Origin of the sequence: Rhizobium sp. AC27/96 (assembly GCF_001692325.1) — a bacterium.
Lineage (GTDB): Bacteria > Pseudomonadota > Alphaproteobacteria > Rhizobiales > Rhizobiaceae > Rhizobium.
This window is the reverse complement of the sequence record NZ_LXKN01000073.1, coordinates 179,260-203,266: the sequence shown is the minus strand read 5'-3', so window position 1 is coordinate 203,266 and position 24,007 is coordinate 179,260. Positions and strand designations below refer to the sequence as shown.

At 61.3% G+C, this 24,007-nt stretch carries 25 protein-coding genes; 8 read left to right on the top strand and 17 right to left on the bottom strand.

Features of this window, described 5'->3' with window-relative positions:
* Window positions 1-64: 64 nt before the first annotated feature.
* From A6U86_RS33245 to phnG, 7 genes are read right to left on the bottom strand one after another with little or no spacing between them, the layout of a single operon-like run.
* Window positions 65-682, bottom strand: a complete 618-nt coding sequence (locus tag A6U86_RS33245) for a DapH/DapD/GlmU-related protein (protein ID WP_068401030.1) — start codon at window positions 680-682, stop codon at window positions 65-67.
* On the bottom strand, window positions 679-1,386 hold the full coding sequence (gene phnL, locus A6U86_RS33240) for a phosphonate C-P lyase system protein PhnL (RefSeq protein WP_068401027.1): 708 nt from the start codon (window positions 1,384-1,386) through the stop codon (window positions 679-681). Before phnL ends, A6U86_RS33245 begins: the two co-directional genes overlap by 4 nt.
* A gap of 9 nt (window positions 1,387-1,395) precedes the next feature.
* Window positions 1,396-2,172 carry a phosphonate C-P lyase system protein PhnK gene (gene phnK / locus A6U86_RS33235; RefSeq protein ID WP_068401024.1) on the bottom strand — a complete coding sequence of 259 codons (777 nt, stop codon included), beginning with the start codon at window positions 2,170-2,172 and terminating at the stop codon, window positions 1,396-1,398.
* On the bottom strand, window positions 2,169-3,065 hold the full coding sequence (locus A6U86_RS33230; protein ID WP_068401022.1) for an alpha-D-ribose 1-methylphosphonate 5-phosphate C-P-lyase PhnJ: 897 nt from the start codon (window positions 3,063-3,065) through the stop codon (window positions 2,169-2,171). Before A6U86_RS33230 ends, phnK begins: the two co-directional genes overlap by 4 nt.
* On the bottom strand, window positions 3,062-4,171 hold the full coding sequence (locus A6U86_RS33225) for a carbon-phosphorus lyase complex subunit PhnI (RefSeq protein ID WP_068401019.1): 1,110 nt from the start codon (window positions 4,169-4,171) through the stop codon (window positions 3,062-3,064). The genes A6U86_RS33230 and A6U86_RS33225 overlap by 4 nt, the downstream gene beginning before the upstream one ends.
* Window positions 4,172-4,174: 3 nt before the next feature.
* Window positions 4,175-4,801 carry a phosphonate C-P lyase system protein PhnH gene (gene phnH, locus A6U86_RS33220; protein ID WP_068401016.1) on the bottom strand — a complete coding sequence of 209 codons (627 nt, stop codon included), beginning with the start codon at window positions 4,799-4,801 and terminating at the stop codon, window positions 4,175-4,177.
* Window positions 4,801-5,277, bottom strand: coding sequence for a phosphonate C-P lyase system protein PhnG (gene phnG, locus A6U86_RS33215; RefSeq protein WP_068401203.1), 477 nt, complete (start codon window positions 5,275-5,277; stop codon window positions 4,801-4,803). Before phnG ends, phnH begins: the two co-directional genes overlap by 1 nt.
* Before the next feature lie 101 nt (window positions 5,278-5,378).
* Between phnG and phnF the strand changes: the two genes are divergently transcribed.
* Entirely contained in the window at window positions 5,379-6,113 is a 735-nt protein-coding gene (phnF, locus tag A6U86_RS33210; RefSeq protein ID WP_068401200.1) for a phosphonate metabolism transcriptional regulator PhnF, read from the top strand.
* Between the two features lie 8 nt (window positions 6,114-6,121).
* On the opposite strand, the gene A6U86_RS33205 is transcribed toward phnF, so the two are convergent.
* The 9 genes from A6U86_RS33205 to A6U86_RS33165 all read right to left on the bottom strand — a co-directional run bounded on the left by A6U86_RS33205 (window position 6,122) and on the right by A6U86_RS33165 (window position 13,701).
* Window positions 6,122-6,418 carry a type II toxin-antitoxin system mRNA interferase toxin, RelE/StbE family gene (locus tag A6U86_RS33205; protein WP_068401013.1) on the bottom strand — a complete coding sequence of 99 codons (297 nt, stop codon included), beginning with the start codon at window positions 6,416-6,418 and terminating at the stop codon, window positions 6,122-6,124.
* Window positions 6,415-6,705, bottom strand: coding sequence for a CopG family ribbon-helix-helix protein (locus A6U86_RS33200; protein ID WP_068401010.1), 291 nt, complete (start codon window positions 6,703-6,705; stop codon window positions 6,415-6,417). Before A6U86_RS33200 ends, A6U86_RS33205 begins: the two co-directional genes overlap by 4 nt.
* A 103-nt stretch (window positions 6,706-6,808) precedes the next feature.
* Window positions 6,809-7,444, bottom strand: coding sequence for a 2,3-bisphosphoglycerate-dependent phosphoglycerate mutase (locus A6U86_RS33195; RefSeq protein WP_068401007.1), 636 nt, complete (start codon window positions 7,442-7,444; stop codon window positions 6,809-6,811).
* A gap of 123 nt (window positions 7,445-7,567) precedes the next feature.
* Window positions 7,568-8,392, bottom strand: coding sequence for a 4-hydroxy-tetrahydrodipicolinate reductase (dapB, locus tag A6U86_RS33190; protein ID WP_068401004.1), 825 nt, complete (start codon window positions 8,390-8,392; stop codon window positions 7,568-7,570).
* Window positions 8,393-8,407: 15 nt separating this feature from the next.
* Window positions 8,408-10,201: an ABC transporter ATP-binding protein gene (locus A6U86_RS33185; RefSeq protein ID WP_068401001.1), complete on the bottom strand. Its 1,794-nt coding sequence runs from the start codon at window positions 10,199-10,201 to the stop codon at window positions 8,408-8,410.
* A gap of 207 nt (window positions 10,202-10,408) precedes the next feature.
* The gene (locus A6U86_RS33180; protein ID WP_068400998.1) at window positions 10,409-11,431 is read right to left on the bottom strand and encodes a glucokinase; all 1,023 of its coding nucleotides are present in this window, start codon (window positions 11,429-11,431) and stop codon (window positions 10,409-10,411) included.
* Between the two features lie 34 nt (window positions 11,432-11,465).
* On the bottom strand, window positions 11,466-11,846 hold the full coding sequence (locus A6U86_RS33175; protein ID WP_068400994.1) for a methylglyoxal synthase: 381 nt from the start codon (window positions 11,844-11,846) through the stop codon (window positions 11,466-11,468).
* Between the two features lie 99 nt (window positions 11,847-11,945).
* Window positions 11,946-12,986 carry a penicillin-insensitive murein endopeptidase gene (gene mepA, locus A6U86_RS33170; protein ID WP_068400992.1) on the bottom strand — a complete coding sequence of 347 codons (1,041 nt, stop codon included), beginning with the start codon at window positions 12,984-12,986 and terminating at the stop codon, window positions 11,946-11,948.
* 145 nt (window positions 12,987-13,131) lie between these two features.
* Window positions 13,132-13,701, bottom strand: coding sequence for an isochorismatase family protein (locus A6U86_RS33165; protein WP_068400988.1), 570 nt, complete (start codon window positions 13,699-13,701; stop codon window positions 13,132-13,134).
* A 36-nt stretch (window positions 13,702-13,737) separates the two neighbouring features.
* Between A6U86_RS33165 and A6U86_RS33160 the strand changes: the two genes are divergently transcribed.
* The 7 genes from A6U86_RS33160 to pncB all read left to right on the top strand — a co-directional run bounded on the left by A6U86_RS33160 (window position 13,738) and on the right by pncB (window position 22,858).
* Window positions 13,738-14,373 carry a TetR/AcrR family transcriptional regulator gene (locus tag A6U86_RS33160; RefSeq protein WP_174069735.1) on the top strand — a complete coding sequence of 212 codons (636 nt, stop codon included), beginning with the start codon at window positions 13,738-13,740 and terminating at the stop codon, window positions 14,371-14,373.
* A 109-nt stretch (window positions 14,374-14,482) separates the two neighbouring features.
* Complete coding sequence (locus A6U86_RS33155) at window positions 14,483-16,321, top strand: extracellular solute-binding protein (RefSeq protein WP_068400986.1); 1,839 nt, start codon at window positions 14,483-14,485, stop codon at window positions 16,319-16,321.
* A gap of 171 nt (window positions 16,322-16,492) precedes the next feature.
* Window positions 16,493-17,584 (top strand): microcin C ABC transporter permease YejB, encoded by a 1,092-nt coding sequence (locus A6U86_RS33150; protein WP_068400983.1) that lies wholly within the window; start codon window positions 16,493-16,495, stop codon window positions 17,582-17,584.
* Complete coding sequence (locus tag A6U86_RS33145; protein WP_068400981.1) at window positions 17,584-18,738, top strand: ABC transporter permease; 1,155 nt, start codon at window positions 17,584-17,586, stop codon at window positions 18,736-18,738. The genes A6U86_RS33150 and A6U86_RS33145 overlap by 1 nt, the downstream gene beginning before the upstream one ends.
* Window positions 18,735-20,372 (top strand): ABC transporter ATP-binding protein, encoded by a 1,638-nt coding sequence (locus tag A6U86_RS33140; RefSeq protein ID WP_068400978.1) that lies wholly within the window; start codon window positions 18,735-18,737, stop codon window positions 20,370-20,372. The genes A6U86_RS33145 and A6U86_RS33140 overlap by 4 nt, the downstream gene beginning before the upstream one ends.
* 11 nt (window positions 20,373-20,383) lie before the next feature.
* Entirely contained in the window at window positions 20,384-21,343 is a 960-nt protein-coding gene (locus A6U86_RS33135; protein ID WP_068401194.1) for a glyoxylate/hydroxypyruvate reductase A, read from the top strand.
* Window positions 21,344-21,553: 210 nt separating this feature from the next.
* Entirely contained in the window at window positions 21,554-22,858 is a 1,305-nt protein-coding gene (gene pncB / locus A6U86_RS33130; RefSeq protein ID WP_068400975.1) for a nicotinate phosphoribosyltransferase, read from the top strand.
* Between the two features lie 37 nt (window positions 22,859-22,895).
* On the opposite strand, the gene A6U86_RS33125 is transcribed toward pncB, so the two are convergent.
* Complete coding sequence (locus A6U86_RS33125) at window positions 22,896-23,861, bottom strand: hypothetical protein (protein WP_068400973.1); 966 nt, start codon at window positions 23,859-23,861, stop codon at window positions 22,896-22,898.
* Window positions 23,862-24,007: the final 146 nt, after the last annotated feature.

Here is a 24,007-nt window from a genome sequence, read left to right as displayed (position 1 = left end):
CAGATCGACTAAGGCTGAAACGCCCGTCGGCCCCGTGCAAGTCCGGTTTGGGCGAAAACCGTCCTCAGGCGTCGTAGCGATCCAGAAAATCCTCTGCCGAAAGCGCGCGGAAATCTGCGAGCGCCGTGCGCAGCCGGTCGTGTTCCCAATCCCACCAGGCAAGCTTGTCCATGCGCGCGCCGACCTCGGCGGTGAAGCGTTCGCGGATCAGCTTGGCGGGTACGCCGCCGACGATCGCATAGGGTGCAACATCCTTGGAGACGACGGCGCCCGCGCCGATGACGGCCCCGTTGCCGACCGTGACACCCGGAAGCACCGTCGCCCCGTGGCCGATCCAGACGTCATGGCCAATGACGACACGGTTCTCGCGGCGCCAGCTGAAGAAGTCGGTTTCCATATCGGCATCCGGCCAGTAGTCGGCGGCGCGATAGGTGAAATGGTGCAGCGTCGCCCGCCAAGTCGGGTGGTTGGTGGCGTTGATGCGCACGGCAGCGGCGATGTTGACGAACTTGCCGATGGTTGCGCACCAGACCGCGCCGTCCTGCATGATGTAGGAATAGTCGCCGATCTCGACTTCATCGATGCGGCAGCGGTCGGACACTTCGGTATAGCGGCCGAGCGTCGAATTGTTGACGCTGGCCGTCGGGCTTATGAAGGGCGTCTCGCCCAGCTTGCGGCTCATGCTGCTGCCTTTCGCGGCGAGAATTGCGAGACGTCGAGAATGCGGCTGCCAACGGCTTCGCGCACTTCCTCGTCGTGGAAGATGCCGAGAAGCGCGACGCCGGCTTCCTTCTTCTGTTCGATCATGTCGACGACGACAGCCCGGTTGCGGGCGTCGAGCGATGCCGTCGGTTCGTCGAGGAGCAGGATGGCGTGGTCGGTGATGAAGCCGCGCGCGATGTTGACGCGCTGCTGCTCGCCGCCGGAGAAGGTGGCGGGCGGCAGTTGCCAAAGCTCCTGCGGAAGGTTCAGCTGCGCAAGCAGGCCGGCTGCCTTTTCGCGGGCATCGGCTGCCGCCACGCCGCGAGCCAGCAGCGGTTCGGCGACGACATCGATGGCGGCGACGCGCGGCACGGTGCGCAGGAATTGGCTGACATAGCCCATGGTCTGCCGGCGCACTTCAAGCACGGTGCGCGGATCTGCGGTGGCGAGATCGACGATCTTGCCCTTGTGCGTGACCAGGATCTGGCCGTTGTCTACGGCGTAATTGCCATAGATCATCTTCAGCAGCGAGCTCTTGCCGATGCCGGACGGGCCGCCGAGCACGACACATTCGCCCGCAGCGACCGAGAACGAGACATCGGCGACGACGGGCAGGCGCAGGCCGTCACGCAGGTGCATGGTGAAGCTTTTAAAGACTTCGGAAACGACGAGTGGGGTTGCCATGATATTTCCTCAGACCTGCAGGATCGAAGAGACGAGCAGTTGCGTATAGGGTTCGCGCGGATCGTCGAGCACGCGGTCGGTTAGACCATGCTCGATGACATATCCGTCCTTCATCACCATCATGCGGTGCGACAGAAGCCGGGCGACGGCGAGGTCGTGCGTGACGATGATGGCTGACAGGCCGAGATCGTTGACGAGGCCGCGCACCAGATCGAGCAGGCGGGCCTGCACCGAAACGTCAAGGCCGCCGGTCGGCTCGTCCATGAACACCAGGCGCGGGCCGGTCACCAGATTGCGGGCGATCTGCAGGCGCTGGCGCATGCCGCCGGAGAAGGCGCGCGGCTGATCGTCGATGCGGTCGGCGTCGATTTCCACCCGCTCCAGCCAGTCGACGGCGGTGTTGCGGATGTTGCCGTAGTGGCGATTGCCGATGGCCATCAGCCGCTCGCCGACATTGGCGCCGGCAGACACCGTCATGCGCAGGCCGTCGGCCGGGTTCTGATGCACGAAGCCCCAGTCGGTGCGCATCAGGAAGCGCCGTTCGGCCTCGCTCATGCGGAACAGGTCACGATAGGTTTCGTCGCGCATGTGATACTCGACGCTGCCGGTCGTCGGCAGCAGCCGGGTCGAGATGCAGTTGAGCAGCGTCGTCTTGCCGGAGCCGGATTCGCCGACGATGGCGAGGACTTCGCCCGGCCAGAGCTCGAAGGACACGTCACGGCATCCGATGCGGCTGCCGTAGAATTTCGAGATGTCCTTGACTTTCAGAAGCGGTGTATCGGTCATTCGGCAGCCTCCTTGCTACCAGGCAATCCATCGGCTGCAAGCATCGACCCGACATGGCCATGGGCGCGACGGTCTTCGCAGAAATCGGTGTCGGAGCAGACGAACATGCGTCCGCCCTTGTCGTCGAGGATCACCTCGTCGAGATAGACCTGCTCGGCGCCGCAAAGGGCGCAGGGCTTGTCGAAACGCTGCACCTCGAACGGATGATCGTCGAAATCGAGGCTCACCACTTCGGTGTATGGCGGCACGGCATAGATGCGCTTTTCACGACCGGCGCCGAACAGCTGCAGCGCGTCCGACAGATGCATTTTCGGATTGTCGAACTTCGGCGTCGGCGACGGGTCCATCACGTAACGGCCGGCAACCTTGACCGGATAGGCATAGGTGGTGGCGATGCGGCCGTTGCGGGCAATGTCCTCGTAGAGCTTCACATGCATGAGGCCATATTCCTCGAGCGCGTGCATCTTGCGGGTCTCGGTCTCGCGCGGTTCGAGGAAACGCAGCGGTTCGGGGATCGGCACCTGATAGACGAGCACCTGGTTCGGGCCGAGCTTGGCTTCCGGGATGCGGTGACGCGTCTGGATGATCGTCGCCTCGTCGGTGCGCGTGGTGACGGCGACGTTGGCAACCTTCTGGAAGAAGGCGCGGATCGAGACGGCATTGGTCGTGTCGTCAGCACCCTGGTCGATGACCTTCAGCACGTCGTGCGGCCCGATAATGGCCGCCGTCAGCTGCACGCCGCCGGTGCCCCAACCGTAAGGCATCGGCATTTCGCGCGAGGCGAAGGGAACCTGATAGCCGGGAATGGCGATCGCCTTCAGGATGGCGCGGCGGATCATCCGCTTGGTCTGTTCGTCGAGATAGGCGAAATTGTAGGTGGCCAGTTCGGTCATTCGGCTGCCTCCGTCATGGGATCCATGCCGCTTTCGCGAGCGGCCTCGAAATCGCGGCGCATGCGCCGCACCAGGTCGAGTTCGGCCTGGAAGTCGACATAATGCGGCAGCTTCAGATGCTCGACGAAGCCGGTCGCCTGCACGTTGTCGGAATGCGAGATGACGAATTCCTCGTCCTGTGCCGGCGCCGTAATGTCCTCGCCGAGTTCTTCGGCGCGCAGTGCCCGGTCGACCAGCGACATGGCCATGGCCTTGCGCTCGCTCTGGCCGAAGACCAGCCCGTAGCCGCGGGTAAATTGCGGCGGTGCCTTGGCCGAGCCGGCGAACTGGTTGACCATCTGGCACTCGGTCACCTGGATGCGGCCGAGCGAGACGGCAAAACCGAGTTCCGGCACGTCGAATTCCACTTCGACTTCGCCGATGCGGATTTCGCCGGTGAACGGATGGTTGCGGCCATAGCCGCGCTGGGTCGAATAGCCGAGCGCCAGCAGGAATCCTTCGTCGCCGCGGGCAAGCGCCTGCAGGCGAAGGTCGCGGGTCATCGGGAATTCCATCGGCTCGCGCGTCAGGTCGCCGATCTCGTGGTCGAGGGGCATATTGCCGTCGCCCTCGATCAGGCCTTCCTGGCTGAGGATTTCCGAGACGCGCATGACGCGGCCCTGTTCGGCCGGCCGCTGCATCGGCTCGTCCACCTGCTCGTCCGTGAGTAGGCTGGGATCGAGTAGGCGGTGCGTATAGTCGAAAGTCGGGCCGAGAAGCTGGCCGCCCGGCAGGTCCTTGTAGGTGGCGGAGATGCGGCGCTCGATTTTCATCGCGGCCGTATCAAGCGGCTGGGAATAGCCGAAGCGCGGCAGCGTCGTGCGGTAGGCTCTGAGCAGAAAGATCGCTTCGATCATGTCGCCGCGCGCCTGGCGAACGGCAAGTGCCGCCAGCGCGCGGTCAAAAAGCGAGGCTTCGGCCATGACGCGATCGACCGCCAGGGCAAGCTGCGCGACGATCTGGTCGATGCCGACAGCCGGCAGCGAGCGGTCGCCGCGGCGACGGTCGGCCAGCAGCCGGTGAGCATTGGCGATGGCGGCTTCGCCACCCTTAACGGCAACATACATATGTCACAACTCCGTCGCGGTGATCTTGGTGGTACGCGGCAGGCAAAGAAATTGCCGGCCGGCCGTCAGAACGAGATCGACGCCGCGCGGGAAGAGCGCGCGATTGTCGTTCCAGATGCGCAGGAATGCATCGGGCAGTCCGATCGGGGCGATCATGCTGAGGCCGTTGATGCCGGGACCGGAAAGCGCCAGTTCCTTGCCGCCTTCGAGGCTTTGGATTTCCAGCACGAGCGTCGTCGAACGGTCGGGATATTCCTGGGTGCCGATGCCGAACTGGTTGAAGGAGGAAAGCGCCATGCCTGCCTCGATGAAGGCAAAATGCGCTTCCAGCCGTTCCTGGATGATGGGGGCGCCAGTATGGAAGCTTAGCCATTCCGGCAGGCTCGATCGTCCGAGGCTGGTGGAAAGCCAGACCGGCGTATCATGGTCGCAAAGGGTGAGCCCGATCGCGCCGGCAGCGATGCCGAGCGGCGCAGGCGGAGCAATGTCGGCTGTCACGGTCTGCAGGATGCCCGGGCGCGCCATCGCGTCCATCATCATCTTGAAGACGCTTTGAGCGTCGAACACCGGATCTGTAAAGCCGCCGATCAAAGCATCATTGCTGAAGGTGGAGGGGGTGGTGATGCTCATCAGTCTTCTCCGCGAACCATGGTGAAGAAATCGACGCGGGTGGCAGCTGTTTCTTCGGCGCGCTTGCGATCATAGTCTGCGATGCGCTCAGTGACCGGCCGCAGGATCGCCTTCTCGACGAATTCCTTGGTGGCCGATTGCTGCCAGAGGGCATCGAAGATGGCCGAAAGCCGTGCCTTCTCGCGATCCGTGCCGAGCGCGTGCGCGTGGCCGATCGTGCCGGATGCCAGCCGGATGGTGGCGCGCGTCACCGTGACCTCGCCCAGGTTGAAGGGAGAGCCGCCGCCGCCGATGCGGCCGCGCACCATGACAAGCCCGGTTTCCGGGCCGCGCACCGGCTGCACCGCCGGCTTGCTCGGCAATGCTTCCCAGGCCGCGTCAAGCTCGTCGCGCTGGGCCTGCGCCAAGAGATCGGCAACGCGCTTGCGCTCCCGGCGCTCCTGTGCGGCCGCTTCCTGCCTCTGTGCTGAATTCATCGCATCTTCCTTTAAATGTCTATTGATATAGACAACCATACAAGATAGGATTATATCTATTAGTGAGTCGTGACAAGCGTGTGACAGGGCGAGTGGGCGAAATGGCAGGGCAGAAGATACAGCGGCAAACAGGCGTGGCGCTCTGGCGGCAGATCGCCGACCGGATTCGCACCTCGATCAACCACGGCGACTTTGATGAAAGCGGCATGGTGCCGCCGGAAACGACGCTGGCGCTGCAGTTCGGCGTCAACCGGCACACCATCCGAAGCGCGCTCGCGGCACTTGCGCAGGAGGGTATCGTGAGGGCCGTGCAGGGGCGGGGGACGCTGATCGAGCGCAAGGAACGCTTGAGCTTCCCGATTTCGAAGCGGACGCGATTTTCGCAGGGCATTGGCGACCAGGTGCGCGAGACACGCAGCGTTCTGCTCGGCACCGGCGAGGAGGCGGCAAGCGCGGAATTGGCCCGGCACCTCAGGATCAAGACCGGCGCGCCGCTCGTGCGTCTGGAAACGCTCGGCCAGGCCGATCATCGTCCGGTATCGCGCGCCACCAGCTGGTTTCCGGCCGACCGTTTCGGCGGGATCGCCGAGACCTATCGCGCGATGGGATCGATCACCAAGGCGTTTCGCGAGTTCGGCGTACCGGACTATGTGCGAATGGTGACTGAAATTACGGCAACGCATGCCGACGAGAACGATCTCGCCGATCTCCAGCTATCGCCAGGGGCCATCGTGCTGATCACCCAGGCGCTGAACACCGATCTCGACAATGTACCCGTACAATATTCGATCTCCCGCTTCGCCGCCGACAGGGTGCGGTTCACGATCGAGAATTGAGGTCGGAACTAGGAAGCAGGCTCAAAGTCGTTCGGCGGCCATTGCTGTGCGGCATGAAGAATGCGGATTATTCGCACTGTCTCATCCGCAAGATCGTAAATCAGCAGATAGTTTCTATGCACGACGAGTTCTCGGGTCCCGGATACGCGGCCGGGTCGTCCCGTCATCGGATGTGTAATAAGCTGCGTTGACCGTTTTGCGAAGAGTTCGTCGAGCGCAAGTGCCGCTACGGCATTTTCTGCCTCGATGAAGGTATAGATTGCGCGTCGGTCGGCTCTTGCTTCGGGCGTCCAGGCAAGTTTCACGAAGATTTGCCGCCGAGCTTGCGGCGTGTTTCTTCTCGCAAGGCAGCGAATTCGGCTTCGACGTCATCGGCGGGGATGAGATTGCCTGCATTGGCGGAAACGAGACCAGCCTGAACCTGCTGGCGAAACCATGCGTCATAGTCAGCTGCATCTTGCTGCCGTTTCACATAGTCGCGCATGAAGCCTCGAAGCAATTGCGCCCCGGTTTGATCATGTGCTTTTGCAGCCTCGCTGAAGGCGGACTTCAAGTCTTCTTCAACCCGAAACGTAAATGTAGCGTCCGTCATATCAAGCCTATGTGTTACATATGCAGTGCTGTGTAACACATTTCGCTGCATTTTCCACCCCTCAACCATTCAGCGTGTGAGGGGTGGCGCTTCTTTCAGTCACTCAATGAGCGCCCGACATGTCGCCGAGGACTTCCTTCGAGGCGACGGTGGAGTCGGCCTTGAGCTTGTAGACCATCGGTACGCCGGTCGCGAGGTTGAGCTCCAGGATCTGTGCCTTGCTCAGGCGATCGAGAACCATGACGAGCGAACGCAGCGAATTGCCGTGGGCAGCAACCAGCACGTTCTGGCCGGCGAGCACGCGCGGCAGGATTTCCGTCAGGTAATAGGGCCACACACGGGCGCCGGTGTCGCGCAGGCTTTCGCCGCCGGGCGGGGGCACGTCGTAGGACCGGCGCCAGATGTGAACCTGCTCTTCGCCCCACTTGGCGCGGGCATCGTCCTTATTGAGGCCGGAGAGATCGCCGTAATCGCGTTCGTTTAGCGCCTGGTCCTTGATGGTCTCGAGACCGGCCTGGCCGATTTCATCGAGGATGATCTTCAGCGTGTGCTGGGCGCGGGTGAGATCCGAGGTGAAGGCGACGTCGTACTTGATGCCGTAATCGGCCAGCGCCTTGCCGCCCGTCTTGGCTTCCTCGATGCCGAGCGCGGTCAGATCGGGGTCCTTCCAGCCGGTAAAGAGATTCTTCAAATTCCAGTCGCTCTGGCCATGGCGAACGAGGACGAGAGTACCGCTCATAAAATTTCTCCTTAATGAAACAATTCCAGGAAAAGTCTGTAGCGGTTTTCCGTCCGGAATTGCGAGACAATAAAAGGCTGGAGCGGATCGGCAGTTCCGTGCCGATCCGCTCCAGGGGTCAGGTCAACGTGTGGAAAGCCCGAGGACATCGAGCATGGAATAAAAGCCGGGTTTCTTGTCGCGCGCCCAGAGAGCGGCTTGCAGCGCGCCGCGCGCAAACAGTGAACGGTCGCCGGCACTGTGCGACAGCGTCAGGCGCTCGCCTTCACCGGCGAAGATGACGGAGTGATCGCCGACCACGCTCCCGCCGCGCAAGGTCGCAAAGCCGATGGTGCCAGCGGGCCGCGGGCCGGTGTGGCCATCGCGCACGCGCACGGAATGGTCGTCGAGATCGATACCGCGGCCCTTGGCTGCGGCCTGGCCGAGCAGAAGTGCGGTGCCTGAGGGCGCATCGACCTTGTGCCGGTGATGCATCTCCAGCACTTCGATATCCCAGTCTGCCGAGGGAAGGGCGCGTGCCGCCTGCTCGATCAGCACGCTCAAAAGGTTGATGCCGAGGCCCATATTGCCCGATTTGACGATGCGGGCATGGCGTGCGGCGGCCTGAAACTTCGCTTCGTCTTCGGCCGAGCAGCCCGTCGTGCCGATGATGTGGACGATGCGGGCCTGAGCGGCAAGCCCGGCAAAGGTCACGCTGGTTGCCGGCGTCGTGAAATCGATGACGCCTTCGGCATGCAGGAAGGCGGAAAGCGGATCGTCGGTCACGGGGACGCCGATCGGCCCCAGCCCGGCGATCTCGCCGGCGTCCTTGCCGATGAAGGCGGAGCCGGGACGGGCGACGGCGGCGTGCAGCGTCAGGCCATCGGTCGCATGAATGAGGCGGATCAGAGCCTGTCCCATGCGGCCCGCCGCGCCAACCACCACCAGCTTCATCGCATTGTCGCTCATGTCGTCTCTATCGTCTTATTTGCGGGAGTTGCTGGAAACGGCCGGCCGCTGAAGGTTGTTGAGGCGAGCGTAAAGACCATTATCGGCCTCTGCAAGCGTCTCGTGGTTGCCCTCTTCGACCACGCGTCCGTTCTGCATGACGATGATCTTCTCGGCCCGGACCACCGTCGAGAGGCGGTGGGCGATGACGACGACCGTGCGGCCGCTCATGGCTTCGTCCAGCGCCTTCTGCACGGCCGCTTCCGATTCCGTATCGAGCGCCGAGGTCGCTTCGTCGAGCAGCAGGATCGGCGCGTTGCGCACCAGCGCGCGGGCGATCGACAGGCGCTGTCGCTGGCCGCCAGAGAGCGTCACGCCGTTTTCGCCGACCGGCGTATCGTAGCCCTGCGGCTGCGCCATGATGAAATCATGGGCGTAGGCATGCCGGGCCGCCTCCTCGATCTCCGCGTCGGTCGCCTCGGGGCGGCCATAGCGAATATTGTCGCGGATCGAGCCTTCGAAAAGGTAGGGCTGCTGCGAGACATAGGCGAGATGCTGGCGCAGCGACTGCTTGGTGATGTGGCTGATATCCTGCCCATCAATGAGGATGCTGCCGGCCTTCGGGTCGTAGAAGCGGGGGATGAGATTGATGACGGTGGACTTACCGGCGCCGGAAGGGCCGACGAGCGCCGTCGTCTTTCCGCCTTCCGCCACGAAGCTGACATCGTCCAGTACGGTGTCGTCGCCATAGGCAAAATGGACGCCGCGGAATTCGATGCGGGCTTCAGTGACGACGAGCGGCTTCGCATCCGGCAGGTCGCGCTGGCGCGGTTCCATGTCGAGCAGTTCGTAGATCATCCGCGCGTTGACGACGGCGCGCTCCAGCTGCACCTGTAGCTTGGCGAGACGGCGTGCCGGATCATAGGCGAGCAGCAGCGACGTGGCGAAGGAGAAGAACACGCCGGGCGACACGTTGTCGTAAATCGATCGGTAGGCTGCATAGGCAAAAAGGCTGGCAATCACGAGGCCGGCGACGCTTTCCATCAGCGGTCCGTTGCGCTCCGAGAGGCGGGCGATGCGGTTCTGCCGGTGTTCGGCTGCCGTGATGAGCTTGTTGATCTTGCGCTCGAGCTCGTTTTCCATCGTGAATGCTTTCACAATGGAAATGCCCTGGATGGTCTCCTGCATGGCGCCAAGCACGTGGCTGTTGAGAACAACTGCTTCGCGTGTCGCGGCGCGCAGGCGCTTGGAAATATAGCGAAGTGCAAGGAAGAGCGGTGGCGCGATGACGAGGAATACGATGCTCAGCACCGGGTCCTGGAAGATCATCACGCCGAGCAGGGACACGAAGGTCAGGAGGTCGCGCGCCGTCGAGGTGATCGTCAGGTTCATGACGTCGCGAATGCCGGAGACATTCTGGCTGACCTGGGCCGCAAGCTGCGCCGAGCGGGCCTCGTTGAAGAAGCCGACCGACAGGGACATCAGGTGATTGTAGAGGCGTCGCTGGTAACGGGCGATGATGTTGTTGCCGATTTTGCTCAGAATGACTGATTGAAAATATCCGGCGAAACCGCGCGCCACGAAAACAACGAAGATGCTTCCGCAAATCAGCCAGGCATCGATGAGATCGCGATCGACAAAGGCCTTATCGATGACCCATTTCATGATGTAGGCGATATAGGCCGTCGAGGCCGCCACGAGGATCAGGCAGGCGATGGCGACGGTATAGCCCCAGATATGATCACGGCCATTTTCGGCGATGATGCGCTTCAGCATGCCGGAGATGGCTTCGCTGTCGACGTTTGTTTTTTTGGTATCGGGCGATTTCAAAAATCGGCTTCCTGTCTCAAACCAAGCGAGCCGAATGTGGCATATGCTTTCGCGGCTCTATAAAGAGTTAGGACGGCTTTGGCTAGGGACGGCCGCCACACTGGTTAAGGCCGGCCCTGAAGCCGACCCCATTATAGAGGAAGGCCGCTGCTTCAAAAAGGCATGGCTTGCCGGAAGTTTCAGCGCGCCATCCATTGTTGAAAGCGCTCAACGCCGCCAGCGGCGGCCGTCGGTCGCAAGCCCGAAGCTCGATGGCTTGCGGGCATAGGCGGCAAGGCCGGAAAGCGCTGCCAACGGATTGACGACGACATAGGTTGGGATCGTCTTCATCATTTCGGTATGCGGCGCCTTATCTTCGAAGGCTGCGCGGAATTCCGGCTTCTGCAGCGCCGGCAGGATCTTCTGCGGGATGCCGCCCGAGAGATAGACGCCGCCGCGCGCCATGAAGATCATCGCGATATCGCCGGCAACGCGGCCGAGATAGGTGACGAAGAGCGTCAGCGTTTCCTCGGCCTGTGTATTAGTGCCGGCAAGCGCATGGTTGGTGATATCGGCCGGCTCTTTCAGGCTCGGTTCGATGCCATCGGCCGCGCAAACGGCGTGATAGAGGTTCTGCAGCCCGCGGCCGCAGATGATCTGCTCGGCCGAGATGCGGCCCTCGATGGTTTCCAGGTGCGGCCAGATCTGCAGGTCGCGCTTCGTGCGCGGGCCGAGATCGATATGACCACCTTCACCCGGCACGGGTATCCACTGATGCTGGGTATGGACAAGGCCTGCAACGCCAAGCCCGGTGCCCGGTCCGAGCACGGCGCGCGAGGCGCTCTTGTTTTCCGAGGCCTTGCCGATGGTTTCGCGATGCTCGTCGGCAACGTCGGAGATTGCCAGCGCCTGCGCCTCGAAATCGTTGATGACAAGCACATCCTCGATGCCGAGATTGGCGATCATCGTCTTCGGGCGGATCACCCAATCACAATTGGTGAGCGGAATTTCGTCACCCTGCACCGGGCCTGCCATGGCAAGGATCGCGGCGCGCGGCTGCACCCTGCTCTTTTCGAGGGTCTGCTTGATCGCATCGTCGATCGTCGCGAAATTCGCCGTCTGCACGACCGGAAAATGTTCCTGTTCGGCTTCGGCGTCGACAAGGATCGAGAAACGCGCATTCGTCCCGCCGATATCGCCGATCAGGATGGGAAAAGGCAGTGGGGCATCGCTGTGATTGAGCTCGGGCATGGCCAGGTCCGTGGTCTGCCGCCGGCAAGGCGGATTAATGATTCAGTGTTTTGATCAGCCGCTCGGCGGTGGATTCGTTGAGCGCCATCGGAATGTCGTAGACAACGGCAAGCCGCGTCAATGCCTTCACGTCGACATCGTGCGGCAGGGGCGTAAGGGGATCGATGAAGAAGACGAGCATGTCGATCTCGCCAGTGGCGATCAGCGCACCGATCTGCTGGTCGCCGCCGAGCGGACCGCTTTTCAAGCGGGTAACCTTGAGGTCGGGACAGGCGTCGAGCACGCGGCCACCGGTCGTGCCGGTTGCGACGATGTTCCAATCGGCAAGGGCTGCCTGATTGCGCCGTGCAAACTCCGCCATCGCATCTTTTTTCTGATCGTGCGCGATCAGCGCGATGCATTTGCTGCCGGCCATGAAGTCCTTGCTCCGCCCAGTGCTTTCAATCGATTTATCCGCCTTCTATACTAAGAGCATGAGCTTTGAAAGACCGCTCGGGCAAGGACTGCCCCTGCCTCACTGCTGTGGAATCTGGCCGGGCGGCGTGTTGCCGGAGGCGGGCATCATATCCATTTCGGCAGCCGCGCCGGCACCTCTAGCGCCATAGGTAGCGGCGCGCACGGAGGCGACCGGCGGCCCTGCCAGCACGGCCTCGCAAGCCTTGGGAAGATCGGAAACCATGACCTCCCGCGGCTTTACCGGCGGCTTGTCACTCGGTTTGGGCTTCGGCTTTACCCAGGGTTCCGGCCCGAGCCACCAGGCGAGCGTCTTGTCGCAGCCGTCGCCGGCGGCGACCGGCGCCTGGCCCGTGCAGCCGACAGAGCCTGCCGGGCAGCGGAGGCGGATGTGGAAATGCGAGTCGTGCCCATATTCCGGGCGCAGCTTGCCGAGATTGCTGCGGTCACCCGTCCAGCTGTCGCACATCTTCTTCTTGATGGCCGGATTGACGAAGATGCGCTCGACCTCGGGATAGCTTGCAGCGCGCATCAGCAGGCGGGCATGCGCCGGCGTCCAGACGCGGTCGTTGATCGTCAGGAATTTGTCCTTGGCGAGCATCGAGGTGAAGGGCAGGGCTTCGCGATCGGCAGCCGATAGTTTGCGTTGAGGCATCGGCGTCAGCCAGATATCGGCGTCGAGGCCGATCTGGTGCGAGGCATGGCCGTTGAACATCGGGCCACCGCGCGGCTGGGAGATGTCGCCGACGAGCAGGCCCGGCCAGCCGTCATTCTTTGCCGCATCGCGCGACAGGCGTTCGAGCAGACCGATCAGCTCCGGCCTGCCCCAGCGGCGGTTGCGCGACAGGCGCATGGCTTGCCATGTCGGACCATCGGCGGGCAGCGCGACCGCGCCGGCAAGGCAACCCTTGGCATAGAAGCCGATCGACTGCGATGGTCCTTGTGTCGGAAGGGTGACGCCGCCGAAGATCGCCTTGGCGCTGCCGGGCGAGGGGGCCGTCTGCTGCGCCAGCGCATCGCCGGCGATGAGGCCCATGCCGAGCGTGGCGGCGAGGGAGAATTTGCCGATAGTCTGGAAGGTGCGAACCAGTGGGGAAACCATGCATATCCTTGAAAGGCGGTCGGAACGGGCCGAAGTGATTTGCGGCAAGACTATCTCGAAAAATGGTCCAAGTTAATCCGCGACAATCACAGGTGGCCGATTAACGGCCACCTGCTTGCCCATTCTGGCCGTCAATGCAGGTGGATCAGTTCGCCAAAATCTCCGCCGTCTTGCGAATGCGCGACAGTCGCGGCAGCACCTTCATGCAGGCGAAGTCCTGCATGTCCTGCGAGAATGTCGTCACGGCGTCTTCGGCGACGATGACGGCATAATTTGCTGCATAGGCATCGCGCACCGTCGATTCGACACCGAAATTGGTGGCGACGCCGGTCAGGATCAGTGTCTTGATGCCGCGGCGGCGAAGCTGCAGATCGAGTTCGGTGCCGTAGAAGGCGCTCCACTGGCGCTTGATGATCGCGACGTCAGGCGTCAGCGCGGCAATTTCGGCGGGCGGTGCCAGCGCGGCTGCCGGCAAGCCACCAGGAGGAAGCGTGAAGGTTTCATCAGTCGGCTGGTTGACAGCGTCGGCATAGTCCGGGGAAAATCCAACCGTGACAAAGACGGTCGTTCCGCCATCGGCCTTCAGCTTGTTGGCGATGGCGACCGTGTTGTCGACGATCTGCTGGGCGGAATAGGGTGCGAGCTGGCGGCTGAGAACCAGGCCCTGCAGGTCGATGGAAACGAGAGCGGTGGTCCGGGGGTCGTAAAGTGGCATTGGGGGCTCCAAGAGAAATATGAGGATATCCTCGCAATGGAAAATATGAGGATGCCCTCACAAAAATCAAGTGAAGAATTGAAGACGCGCACACCGAAGCGGCAGCGCGGCCATGACCGTGTCGTGATCCTGCTGGAGGCCGCTGCAAGGGTCTTGGCCCGAAAGGGGTACGACGCCGCAACGATGACGGAGATCGCGGCCGAGGCTCGGTCCTCCATCGGCTCGCTCTATCAATTCTTCCCGACAAAGCTCCTGCTCGCCGAGGCGCTGCATATCGATCGCCTGGAGCGGCTGAAGACGGGTCTTCGGGAGGTGGCGGAGCAGAGCACCGGCCTTTCCGCAGCCGATAGCGGCGAAGCGATTTTCGATGTGCTTGGCGCATTCATCGAAGAATTTCCGGAATTCCCGGTGCTCGGCGCGCGCCGCGATATTCCCAAGGAGCGCAAGGCACGCTCCCGCGCCGAGCTGAAGGAGCTGATCGCCGCTATTCTGCGGCGCGCCCAGCCGCCGATTTCGGACGATATCGGCCTGATGTCGGGGATCGTGCTTGAACTGCTGCGCATCGCTCTCGTCGTCGCCAACGAACCGGACGCTGCCGAGGATCGGCGCGTCGTTAGCGAATTACGGCTGATGCTGCGCAAGCGCCTGGAAGAAGCCGCCTGCAAAAGCTGATTTCGAGACGCCTCATACGGCTTAATGCCAAAGAGATGAGCAATTGCGTCCTGCTTTTTGCCCTCATTTGCCTTATGCTGATTCTCTAGAAATCATCGGGAGATCATGAATGGCATTGACGCGGTTGAAAGCAGGCTTGGTCGTTTCTTTCATGTGCCTGCTGGCCTTGCCGGTAGCTTCTCAAGCTGAAGAGCCGCAATTCCGCATCGGCACCGCCATTATCGGCGATCTCAAATACCAGCCCGGCTTCAAGCATTTCGATTATGTCAATCCCGATGCGCCGAAAGGCGGCGAGTTGAAGATGTCGACCGAAGGCACCTTCGACACGCTCAATCCGGTATTGTTCAAGGGAAACCCCGCCAGTGGATTGTCGATGGTTTTCGACACGCTTATGCAATCGTCCAAGGACGAGATCGCGACCTCCTATGGCTTGCTCGCCGAGGGCGTGGCCTATCCCGATGATATATCGAGCGCGACGTTCCGCTTGCGGGCCGAGGCCAAATGGGCAGACGGTACACCCGTTACCCCCGATGACGTCGTTTTCAGCTTCGATCGTACCAAGGAGCTCAATCCCTTGGCGACGGGTGTCTATTCCCATGTGACGCGGGCGGAAAAGACCGGCGACAGGGATGTCACCTTCTATTTCGATGAAAAGAACAATCGCGAGCTTCCCTTTATTGCCGGCCAGCTTCAGATCGTGCCGAAAAAATGGTGGGAAGGCACCGGGCCGGATGGCAAGCCGCGCGATATCTCGCGCACGACACTGGAACCGGTCATGGGCTCCGGGCCCTACAAGATCGCCGCCTTGCAAGCAGGCTCGTCGATCCGATATGAACTGCGCGACGACTATTGGGGCAAAAACCTGCCTGCTAACGTCGGCGAAAACAATTTCGGGATGATTTCCTACACCTACTACGCCGACAAGGATGTGCAATTCGAGGCCTTTCGCAGCGGAAACACCGATTTCTGGCAGGAGCAGTCAGCAAGCCATTGGGTGACCGCATATGATTTTCCGGCCGTAAAGGACGGCCGCGTCAAGCGCGACGAGTTGCCCAACTCGCTGCGCTCGGTCGGCATCATGCAGGCGGTGGTGCTCAATCTCCGGCGCGATCAGTTCAAGGATCAGCGTGTGCGTGAGGCACTGAACTACGCCTATGATTTCGAGGAGATGAACCGGGCGCTTGCCTTTGGCCAGCTGACACGCGTCAACAGCTTCTTTTTCGGCACCGACCTTGCCTCCTCCGGGCTGCCCACGGGCGAGGAGCTGAATATCCTGAACAGCATCAAGGACAAGGTACCGCCCGAGGTTTTCACCACGCCCTATGCCAATCCGGTCGGCGGCGACCAACAGAAGGCCCGGGATAATCTGCGCAAGGCGATCGAGCTTTTCAAGGAAGCGGGTTATGTGTTGAAGGGCAACCGCATGATCAACGAAAAGACCGGCCAGCCCTTCAAGATGGAAATCCTGCTCGGCAGTCCTTCGATGGAAAGATCAAACCTGCCTTACGTACAGAACCTGCGCCGCATCGGCATCGATGCGACCCTCAGGACGGTCGATTCATCGCAATACATCAACCGCATTCGCAGCTTCGACTATGATGCGACCTGGAACGTCTGGGGCACGTCTCTGCCGCCCGGCAGCGAGCAGATCGATTACTGGGGCTCGGCTTCTGCAAACCGCCAAGGCTCTCGCAACTACGCCGGCATATCCGATCCGGGTGTCGATATATTGATAGGCAAGCTTGTTTCTGCCGCGACCCTCGAAGAAAAGACCGCTGCCGCCAAGGCGCTCGATCGCGTGCTGCTCGCCCATCACTATCTTGTCCCGCTGTTTTATGGGACGACGAACAAGATTGCCTATTGGGACAAGTTCGAGCACCCGCCGGAACTGCCTTACTATTCGATTGGCTTTCCCGATGTCTGGTGGTCAAAAAGCGCTGGAAAGTGAGCCTCTCTTGCAATGAGGGGGCTGCTGGCTCCAAATGCTCGGGCTGTGATTCGGATAGTTTCAAGCTGAAATGACTGCGCCGGCTGCGCCCGGCGGAAGGGAATATGAATTGATCGACGGATGCATTGAGACGAAGCGGAATATTCCCCTCTTTGAGGGGGGGGCGGGCTGATGGGCGCCTATATTCTAAGACGTCTCCTGCTGATGATTCCGACCGTCATCGGCATCATGGCGATTTCCTTCACCATCGTGCAGTTTGCACCGGGCGGCCCCGTCGAGCAGGTCATCGCACAGCTGACGGGCCAGGCCGACAATGCCACGGGACGCCTGTCCGGTGGCACCGATATGCTGGCCCAGCAGGCCTTCGATGACAGCAGCTCGAAATATCGCGGCGCGCAGGGGCTCGACCCGGAGCTGATCGCCAAGCTCGAGAAGCAATTCGGCTTCGACAAGCCGCCGCTCGAGCGCTTCGGCCAGATGATGTGGAACTATATCCGCTTCGATTTCGGCGAGAGCTTCTTCCGCAACACGACAGTCCTCGACCTCATTGCCCAGAAACTGCCGGTGTCGATTTCACTCGGCATCTGGATCCTGATCTTCTCCTATGCGATCTCGATCCCGCTCGGTATCCGCAAGGCGGTGCAGGACGGATCGACCTTCGACATCTGGACCTCGGGCATCATCATCATCGGCTATGCAGTCCCGAGCTTCCTCTTCGGCATCATGCTGATCGTGCTGTTTGCCGGCGGTTCCTTTTTTGACTGGTTTCCGCTGCGCGGCCTCGTCTCGGATAATTTCGCCGATCTCAGCTGGTGGCAGAAGATCCTCGATTACGCCTGGCATCTGGTGCTGCCGTTGATCTCGCTGTCGCTGGCCGCCTTTGCCACCACGACGCTGCTCACCAAGAATTCCTTCATCGAGGAAATCAAGAAGCAATATGTCATCACCGCCCGCGCCAAGGGCTTGACCGAACGGCGCGTGCTCTATGGTCATGTCTTCCGCAACGCCATGCTCATCGTCATTGCCGGCTTCCCCGGTGCCTTCATCTCCGCCTTCTTCACCGGCTCGCTTTTGATCGAGAACATCTTCTCGCTCGATGGCCTTGGCCGCCTCAGCTATCTCTCCGTCGTTCAGCGTGATTATCCGGTGGTGTTTGCGACGCTCTTCATCTTCTCGCTGCTCGGCCTCGTGGTCAGCCTCGTATCCGACCTGATCTACACCTGGATCGATCCGCGCATCGACTTCGAGCGGAGGGATATCTGATGGGCGCCGCCAATCATCCCACGGCGCCGATCACGGTGAAGCCGCCGCGCAAGGGGCTGTTCTCGCCGACCAACGTGCGCCGCTGGCAGAATTTCAAGGCGAACCGCCGCGGATACTGGTCGCTCTGGATCTTCCTTGTCCTGTTTGTTCTCAGCCTTGGCGCGGAGTTCATCGTCAACGACCGGCCGATCCTTGTTTCCTACAAGGGTGAGATCCTGGCACCGGTCTTCGTCGATTATCCGGAAGAGAAATTTGGCGGCTTCCTGGCGCAGACGGATTATCGTGCCCAGGACATTCAGGACGAGATCAATGCCAATGGGTGGATGATCTGGCCGCCGATCCATTACTCCTATCAAACCGCCAATTCCAACCTTCCGCAAGGAAAGTCCGCGCCGACACCGCCATTCTGGTTGATGAGCAAGGAACAACGCTGCTCGGGCTATGCGCAAGGTGCTGCCGACCCGAATTGCAACTGGAGCAACCTCAACTGGCTGGGCACGGACGATCAGGCGCGAGACGTGCTGGCCCGCCTGATCTACGGTTTCCGCATATCCGTGCTGTTCGGCCTCGTGCTTACCGTCGTCTCGGCTCTCATCGGCGTTTGCGCGGGCGCGCTGCAGGGCTATTTCGGCGGCTGGACGGACCTCTTGATGCAACGTTTCATCGAGATCTGGTCGTCGATGCCAGAGCTCTACATCCTGCTGATCATCGCTTCGGTTTTGCCACCCGGCTTCTTCATCCTGCTCGGCATATTGCTGCTGTTCTCCTGGGTCCGGCTTGTCGGCGTCGTGCGCGCCGAATTCCTTCGGGCGCGCAATTTCGAATATGTCCGTGCCGCCCGGGCGCTCGGCGTCAACAACCGCACGATCATGTATCGCCACCTGCTGCCGAATGCCATGGTCGCCACGCTGACCTTCGTCCCCTTCATCCTGTCGGGCTCGATCACCACGCTGACCTCGCTGGATTTCCTGGGCTTCGGCATGCCGCCCGGCTCGCCGTCGCTGGGCGAGATGATCGCCCAGGGCAAATCCAACCTGCAGGCCCCGTGGCTCGGGCTTTCGGCCTTCTTCACCATGTCGATCATGCTGTCGCTGCTGATTTTCGCCGGCGAAGCGGTGCGCGACGCCTTCGATCCGAGGAAGACGTTCCGATGAGCGAAAACACCACACCCTTGCTCTCTGTCCGCAACCTGTCGGTCGCCTTTCACCAAGGCGGGCAGACCTCCACTGCCGTCGACAACATCTCGTTCGATATAAGAAAGGGCGAGGTCCTGGCGCTGGTCGGCGAATCCGGCTCAGGCAAATCGGTCTCGGCCAATTCGATCCTGAAGCTGTTGCCCTATCCGTCCGCCAGCCATCCCTCGGGCGAGATCCTGTTCAAGGGCAAGGATCTGCTGAAGGCATCGGATAACGAGCTGCGCGCCGTGCGCGGCAACGACATCACCATGATCTTCCAGGAGCCGATGACCTCGCTCAATCCGCTCCACTCGATCGAGCGGCAGATCAGCGAAATCCTGGCGCTGCATCAGGGCATGACCGGCCACGCCGCCCGCAGCCGCACGCTGGAACTCTTGAACCAGGTCGGTATCCGCGAGCCGGAAAAGCGTCTCAAGGCCTATCCGCATGAACTGTCCGGCGGTCAGCGTCAGCGCGTGATGATCGCCATGGCGCTTGCCAACCGTCCCGAATTGCTGATCGCCGACGAGCCGACCACAGCGCTCGATGTGACCGTGCAGGCGCAGATCCTCGAATTGCTGCGCGACCTCAAGGGTGTGCATGGCATGTCGATGCTGTTCATCACCCATGATCTCGGCATCGTCCGCAAGTTCGCCGACCGCGTTTGCGTGATGACCAAGGGCCACATCGTCGAGACCGGTCTGGTGGAAGAGGTTTTCACCAATCCGCAGCATGAATACACGCGTCATCTGCTGGCCGCCGAGCCGCGTGGCGAACCGCCGACCAGCGACACCGGCAAGCCCGTGGTCATGGAAGGCAGCAATATCCGCGTCTGGTTCCCCATCAAGGCCGGCTTCATGCGCAAGGTCGTCGACCATGTGAAGGCCGTCGACGGCATCGATCTGAAGCTCCGCGCCGGCCAGACGCTCGGCGTTGTCGGCGAATCCGGATCCGGCAAGACGACGCTCGGCCTGGCTCTCGCCCGGCTCATTTCGTCGCGGGGGCGCATCGCCTTCGTCGGCAAGGATATAGCGGGCTATTCGTTCCGCGAGATGCGGCCGCTGCGCAACCAGCTGCAGGTGGTCTTCCAGGACCCCTATGGATCGCTCAGCCCCCGCATGTCGGTCGGCGAGATCATCGCCGAGGGGCTGAAAGTGCACGAGAAGTCGCTTTCCGCCGATGAGCGCGACAAGCGTGTCTGCTGGGCGCTGGAGGAGGTCGGTCTCGATCCGTCCACCCGCTGGCGCTTCCCGCACGAATTCTCCGGCGGCCAGCGCCAGCGCATCGCCATTGCCCGCGCCATGGTGCTGAAGCCGCGTTTCGTCATGCTCGACGAACCGACCTCGGCGCTCGACATGAGCGTGCAGGCGCAGGTGGTCGATCTCCTGCGCGACCTGCAGAAAAAGCATGACCTCGCCTATCTCTTCATCAGCCACGACCTTAGGGTGGTGAAGGCGCTCGCCAACGAGATGATTGTCATGCGCTTCGGCAAGGTTGTGGAGCAGGGTGCCTCGGCGGATATTTTCCGCGCGCCGAAAGAGGACTATACCAAGGCGCTTCTCGCCGCCGCCTTCAACATCGAAGCCGTGCCCACCGTCACCATTCAGCAGTGAAGATCATCGCCATGCCGGTCAAAAGCCCCGTTCTCGTCGATCTCAAATTCAGTCCGGCGACGGTCGCCAAGGCGCTCGAAACGGCTTTTGCCGATCGCGGCAGCATCAATCTGGCTGACCCCTCCAGCAAGGGTGCAGATCTCAGCCATGCCGACTACGCGCTTCTGTGGAAGCCCGATGCCGATCTTTTCGAGCGGGCGCCCAATCTCAAGGTCATCTTCTCCGGCGGCGCCGGCGTCGATTCGATGATGTCGATTGCCGGCCTGCCCGATATACCCATGGTCCGTTTCGTCGACCGCAGCCTGACGACGCGCATGAGCGAATGGGTCGTCATGCAGTGCCTCATGCATCTGCGCGATGTTCAGGGGCATCTCAGAAACCAGCGCCAGCACCTGTGGGTCCAGCAGCAAGGTCCCGAAGCAGCTGATGTCACCGTCGGCGTCATGGGTCTCGGCGTTCTCGGCTGCGATGCTGCCGCCAAGCTGAAGGTCATGGGCTTCAACGTCATCGGCTGGTCGCGCAACAGGAAGCAGATCGATGGCATGCAGACCTTCGATGCCGGCGAGCTGGATGCGTTTCTGGCGCAGACCGATATTCTCGTCGGCCTGCTGCCACTGACGCCTGAAACGACCGGGATCTACAATGCTTCGCTCTTTTCCAGGCTTCGCCGCGGTGGCGCTCTTTCCAGGCCGGTCTTCATCAATGCCGGACGCGGCAAGAGCCAGGTCCAGGCAGATATCGCATCGGCGATCCGCACCGGCGTCCTCGGCGGCGCCTCGCTCGATGTCTTCGATGTCGAGCCTCTGGCGAAGGGCGATCCGCTCTGGGACCTCGAAAATGTCATCATCACGCCGCATGATTCCGCCGTGTCCGAGGAAAAGGCGCTGATGGGCCATGTCGAGGAGCAGATCGCCCGCTTCGAGCGTGGCGAGCCGCTGCAGCACCTTGTGGATCGCAGCCGGGGTTACTGAACCTGCATGAGATGGCGGCAATCGGGACTTTTGTCCCGGTTGTTGCGCCATACGCGACCCGTTAAGTCTGGTATCAAATTTCTTTCAGTGACTGGACTTTCGCTCAACATTTTTTGATAACAGGGCACTGTAGGCACTATATATGCGTGCCGGCCTGCCAGCCGGTGAGAAGCATGACGTCCGCAGGGCAGGAGACGGGGCAGGAACGACATGACCAAGACGGATATCGCCACCCGCGTCTATAATCATACCTGGAAGCTCGATCCGATCATCCGCAGCCTGATCGATACGGATTTCTACAAGCTCTTGATGCTCCAGATGATCTGGAAGCTCTATCCGGATGTCGATGCCACTTTCTCGCTCATCAATCGCACCAAGAGCGTCCGCCTTGCCGAGGTGATCGATGAGAGGGAGCTGCGCGAACAGCTCGATCACGCCCGCACGCTAAGGCTCTCCAAGAAGGAGATGATCTGGCTTGCCGGTAACTCCTTCTATGGCCGCGCCCAGATCTTCGAACCGGAATTCCTCACCTGGCTGTCGAATTTCCAGCTGCCGGAATACGAGCTTTCGAAGCGCGACGGCCAATATATTCTCGACTTCCACGGCTCGTGGAAAGAAACGACGATGTGGGAAATTCCCGCTCTCGCCATCATCAACGAGCTGCGCTCGCGCACGGCGTTGAAGGCGCTCGGTCCTTTCACGCTCGATGTGCTCTATGCCCGCGCCAAGGCGAAGATGTGGGAAAAGGTGGATCGTCTCAAGGAACTGCCGGGCTTGCGCATCTCCGATTTTGGCACCCGCCGCCGCCATAGCTTCCTCTGGCAGCGCTGGTGCGTCGAGGCGTTGAAGGAAGGCGTGCCGCATGCTTTCACCGGCACGAGCAACGTGCTGCTCGCCATGGACTCGGATCTGGAGGCCGTCGGCACCAACGCGCACGAACTTCCGATGGTCGCGGCAGCACTTGCCAAGAACAACGAGGAACTCGGCAAGGCGCCCTATAAGGTTTTGCGCGACTGGAACCGTCTCTATGGCGGCAATCTTCTCGTCGTTCTGCCCGATGCTTTCGGCACGGCCTCGTTCCTGCGTCATGCCCCCGAATGGGTGGCTGACTGGACCGGCTTCCGCCCTGACAGCGCCCCTCCGATCGAAGGTGGCGAGAAGATCATCGACTGGTGGAAGAAGATGGGCCGCGATCCGCGCCAGAAGCTGCTGATCTTCTCCGATGGCCTCGATGTCGAAGCGATCATCGATACCTACAAGCATTTCGACGGCCGCGTCCGCATGAGCTTCGGGTGGGGCACGAACCTTACCAACGATTTCGCCGGCTGCGCGCCGGTCGAGCTCAAGGGGCTCAACCCGATTTCGATCGTCTGCAAGGTCATCGAGGCCAATGGCCGCCCGGCCGTCAAGCTCTCGGACAATCCGCAAAAGGCGACGGGCGAACCCGCGGAAGTCGAGCGCTATCTGAAGTTCTTCGGCGCAGAGGATCGCGTCGATCAGGACGTGCTAGTTTAAGCGATTTTCCGTCCGGAATGCGCAAAAACAAAACGCTCTAATGGTGGATGGGCGCCTCTATCCGGGCGACGCGCTTGAACAGCGTCCACCGGCCATTCTCCCAGCGATACTGATCCGGCGAAATAACGTAGGGCACGTCGCTGAGATCGGCGCTGATCAGCTCCAGCAATTGTAAGCCCTGGATGTCGTTCTCATGGGTGAAAAACACCTTGTCGCGGGACAGGAACGCCGCGATCGGCGCGGCACCACCGGACTGTTCCTGCACCTGGGCCCAGAAATTCGGCAGGAAGGCGACGCTGGATTCGAATTGGCCGTCGACCTCGACATATTGAAACTGGCTGCGTTTGGCGATCTGCAGACCGGTCTTGGACAGGAATTTCTGCAGGTTGCCCTGCGCCACTTCAGCCAGTTCACGCGCGTCGATGCCCCATTCATCCAGCGCCGTCGACATGACATAGCTGACCGTGGTCTCGCCATTGACGACGAAGAGCTTGATCAGGCCTTCCGCCTCGTCGAGATAGACGAATTGCGGCGGATTGGGTTCGTCCTTGACGGCATGCATCATCTGTTGCCGCGCGACATCGACGAAATCGCGCGCCTTCAGCACCGGGAGGATCTGGGCAAGTTCCTCGCTGCCGGCCATGGCTTCCGTCATGTTGAGATAGTTGAGCAACGCTTCCGCCCGGGCTTGCCCGTGCTTTTCACGCAGCGCCAGCAGCGCATTGCTCAAGAATTTCGTCATGGCATCGCCGTTGCGGCTGTGTAGCGTTAGGCTGCCAGCGCCGGCATCGTAGTCGATCCTGATCAGGTCGCCGAAAAACGGCAGCCGCTCCTGCAGATAGGCCGCAAAGCGGGCTTCGTTGTGCAAGGCTTCGTCCGGAATATTCAGGTCGAGCATCTTCACTGGTGTGAGGTTCGAGGCATCGGATATTGACGGCCTCTCTTCAGCGCGCGCCTTCGCTGGCTTGCCTCTACCGAAGAGCCTTTTCAGGAAATTGAACACGCGCGTCCCCGAGCATCGAACGGTATCGTGGCGGAAACTAGCGCGACAAAGCCTCCAGGGCAATGCCATCGGGTGATGAACGCGCTACTTGCGTAAGCGCCTGCTTGCTCGCATGAAAAAGGCGTATAATCTGCAAAAACGGGCCG

Coding starts and splice junctions, on each gene's coding strand:
- A6U86_RS33175 (WP_068400994.1), bottom strand. CDS start 11,846: ATGGCCGGCAGCAAATGCATCGCGCTGATCGCGCACGATCAGAAAAAA.
- phnL (WP_068401027.1), bottom strand. CDS start 1,386: ATGGCAACCCCACTCGTCGTTTCCGAAGTCTTTAAAAGCTTCACCATG.
- mepA (WP_068400992.1), bottom strand. CDS start 12,986: ATGGTTTCCCCACTGGTTCGCACCTTCCAGACTATCGGCAAATTCTCC.
- A6U86_RS33180 (WP_068400998.1), bottom strand. CDS start 11,431: ATGCCCGAGCTCAATCACAGCGATGCCCCACTGCCTTTTCCCATCCTG.
- pncB (WP_068400975.1), top strand. CDS start 21,554: ATGACCAAGACGGATATCGCCACCCGCGTCTATAATCATACCTGGAAG.
- A6U86_RS33245 (WP_068401030.1), bottom strand. CDS start 682: ATGAGCCGCAAGCTGGGCGAGACGCCCTTCATAAGCCCGACGGCCAGC.
- A6U86_RS33135 (WP_068401194.1), top strand. CDS start 20,384: ATGCCGGTCAAAAGCCCCGTTCTCGTCGATCTCAAATTCAGTCCGGCG.
- A6U86_RS33145 (WP_068400981.1), top strand. CDS start 17,584: ATGGGCGCCGCCAATCATCCCACGGCGCCGATCACGGTGAAGCCGCCG.
- A6U86_RS33200 (WP_068401010.1), bottom strand. CDS start 6,705: ATGACGGACGCTACATTTACGTTTCGGGTTGAAGAAGACTTGAAGTCC.
- A6U86_RS33165 (WP_068400988.1), bottom strand. CDS start 13,701: ATGCCACTTTACGACCCCCGGACCACCGCTCTCGTTTCCATCGACCTG.
- A6U86_RS33230 (WP_068401022.1), bottom strand. CDS start 3,065: ATGACCGAACTGGCCACCTACAATTTCGCCTATCTCGACGAACAGACC.
- phnF (WP_068401200.1), top strand. CDS start 5,379: ATGGCAGGGCAGAAGATACAGCGGCAAACAGGCGTGGCGCTCTGGCGG.
- A6U86_RS33155 (WP_068400986.1), top strand. CDS start 14,483: ATGGCATTGACGCGGTTGAAAGCAGGCTTGGTCGTTTCTTTCATGTGC.
- phnG (WP_068401203.1), bottom strand. CDS start 5,277: ATGAATTCAGCACAGAGGCAGGAAGCGGCCGCACAGGAGCGCCGGGAG.
- A6U86_RS33140 (WP_068400978.1), top strand. CDS start 18,735: ATGAGCGAAAACACCACACCCTTGCTCTCTGTCCGCAACCTGTCGGTC.
- A6U86_RS33195 (WP_068401007.1), bottom strand. CDS start 7,444: ATGAGCGGTACTCTCGTCCTCGTTCGCCATGGCCAGAGCGACTGGAAT.
- A6U86_RS33160 (WP_174069735.1), top strand. CDS start 13,738: ATGGAAAATATGAGGATGCCCTCACAAAAATCAAGTGAAGAATTGAAG.
- phnK (WP_068401024.1), bottom strand. CDS start 2,172: ATGACCGATACACCGCTTCTGAAAGTCAAGGACATCTCGAAATTCTAC.
- A6U86_RS33150 (WP_068400983.1), top strand. CDS start 16,493: ATGGGCGCCTATATTCTAAGACGTCTCCTGCTGATGATTCCGACCGTC.
- dapB (WP_068401004.1), bottom strand. CDS start 8,392: ATGAGCGACAATGCGATGAAGCTGGTGGTGGTTGGCGCGGCGGGCCGC.
- phnH (WP_068401016.1), bottom strand. CDS start 4,801: ATGAGCATCACCACCCCCTCCACCTTCAGCAATGATGCTTTGATCGGC.
- A6U86_RS33225 (WP_068401019.1), bottom strand. CDS start 4,171: ATGTATGTTGCCGTTAAGGGTGGCGAAGCCGCCATCGCCAATGCTCAC.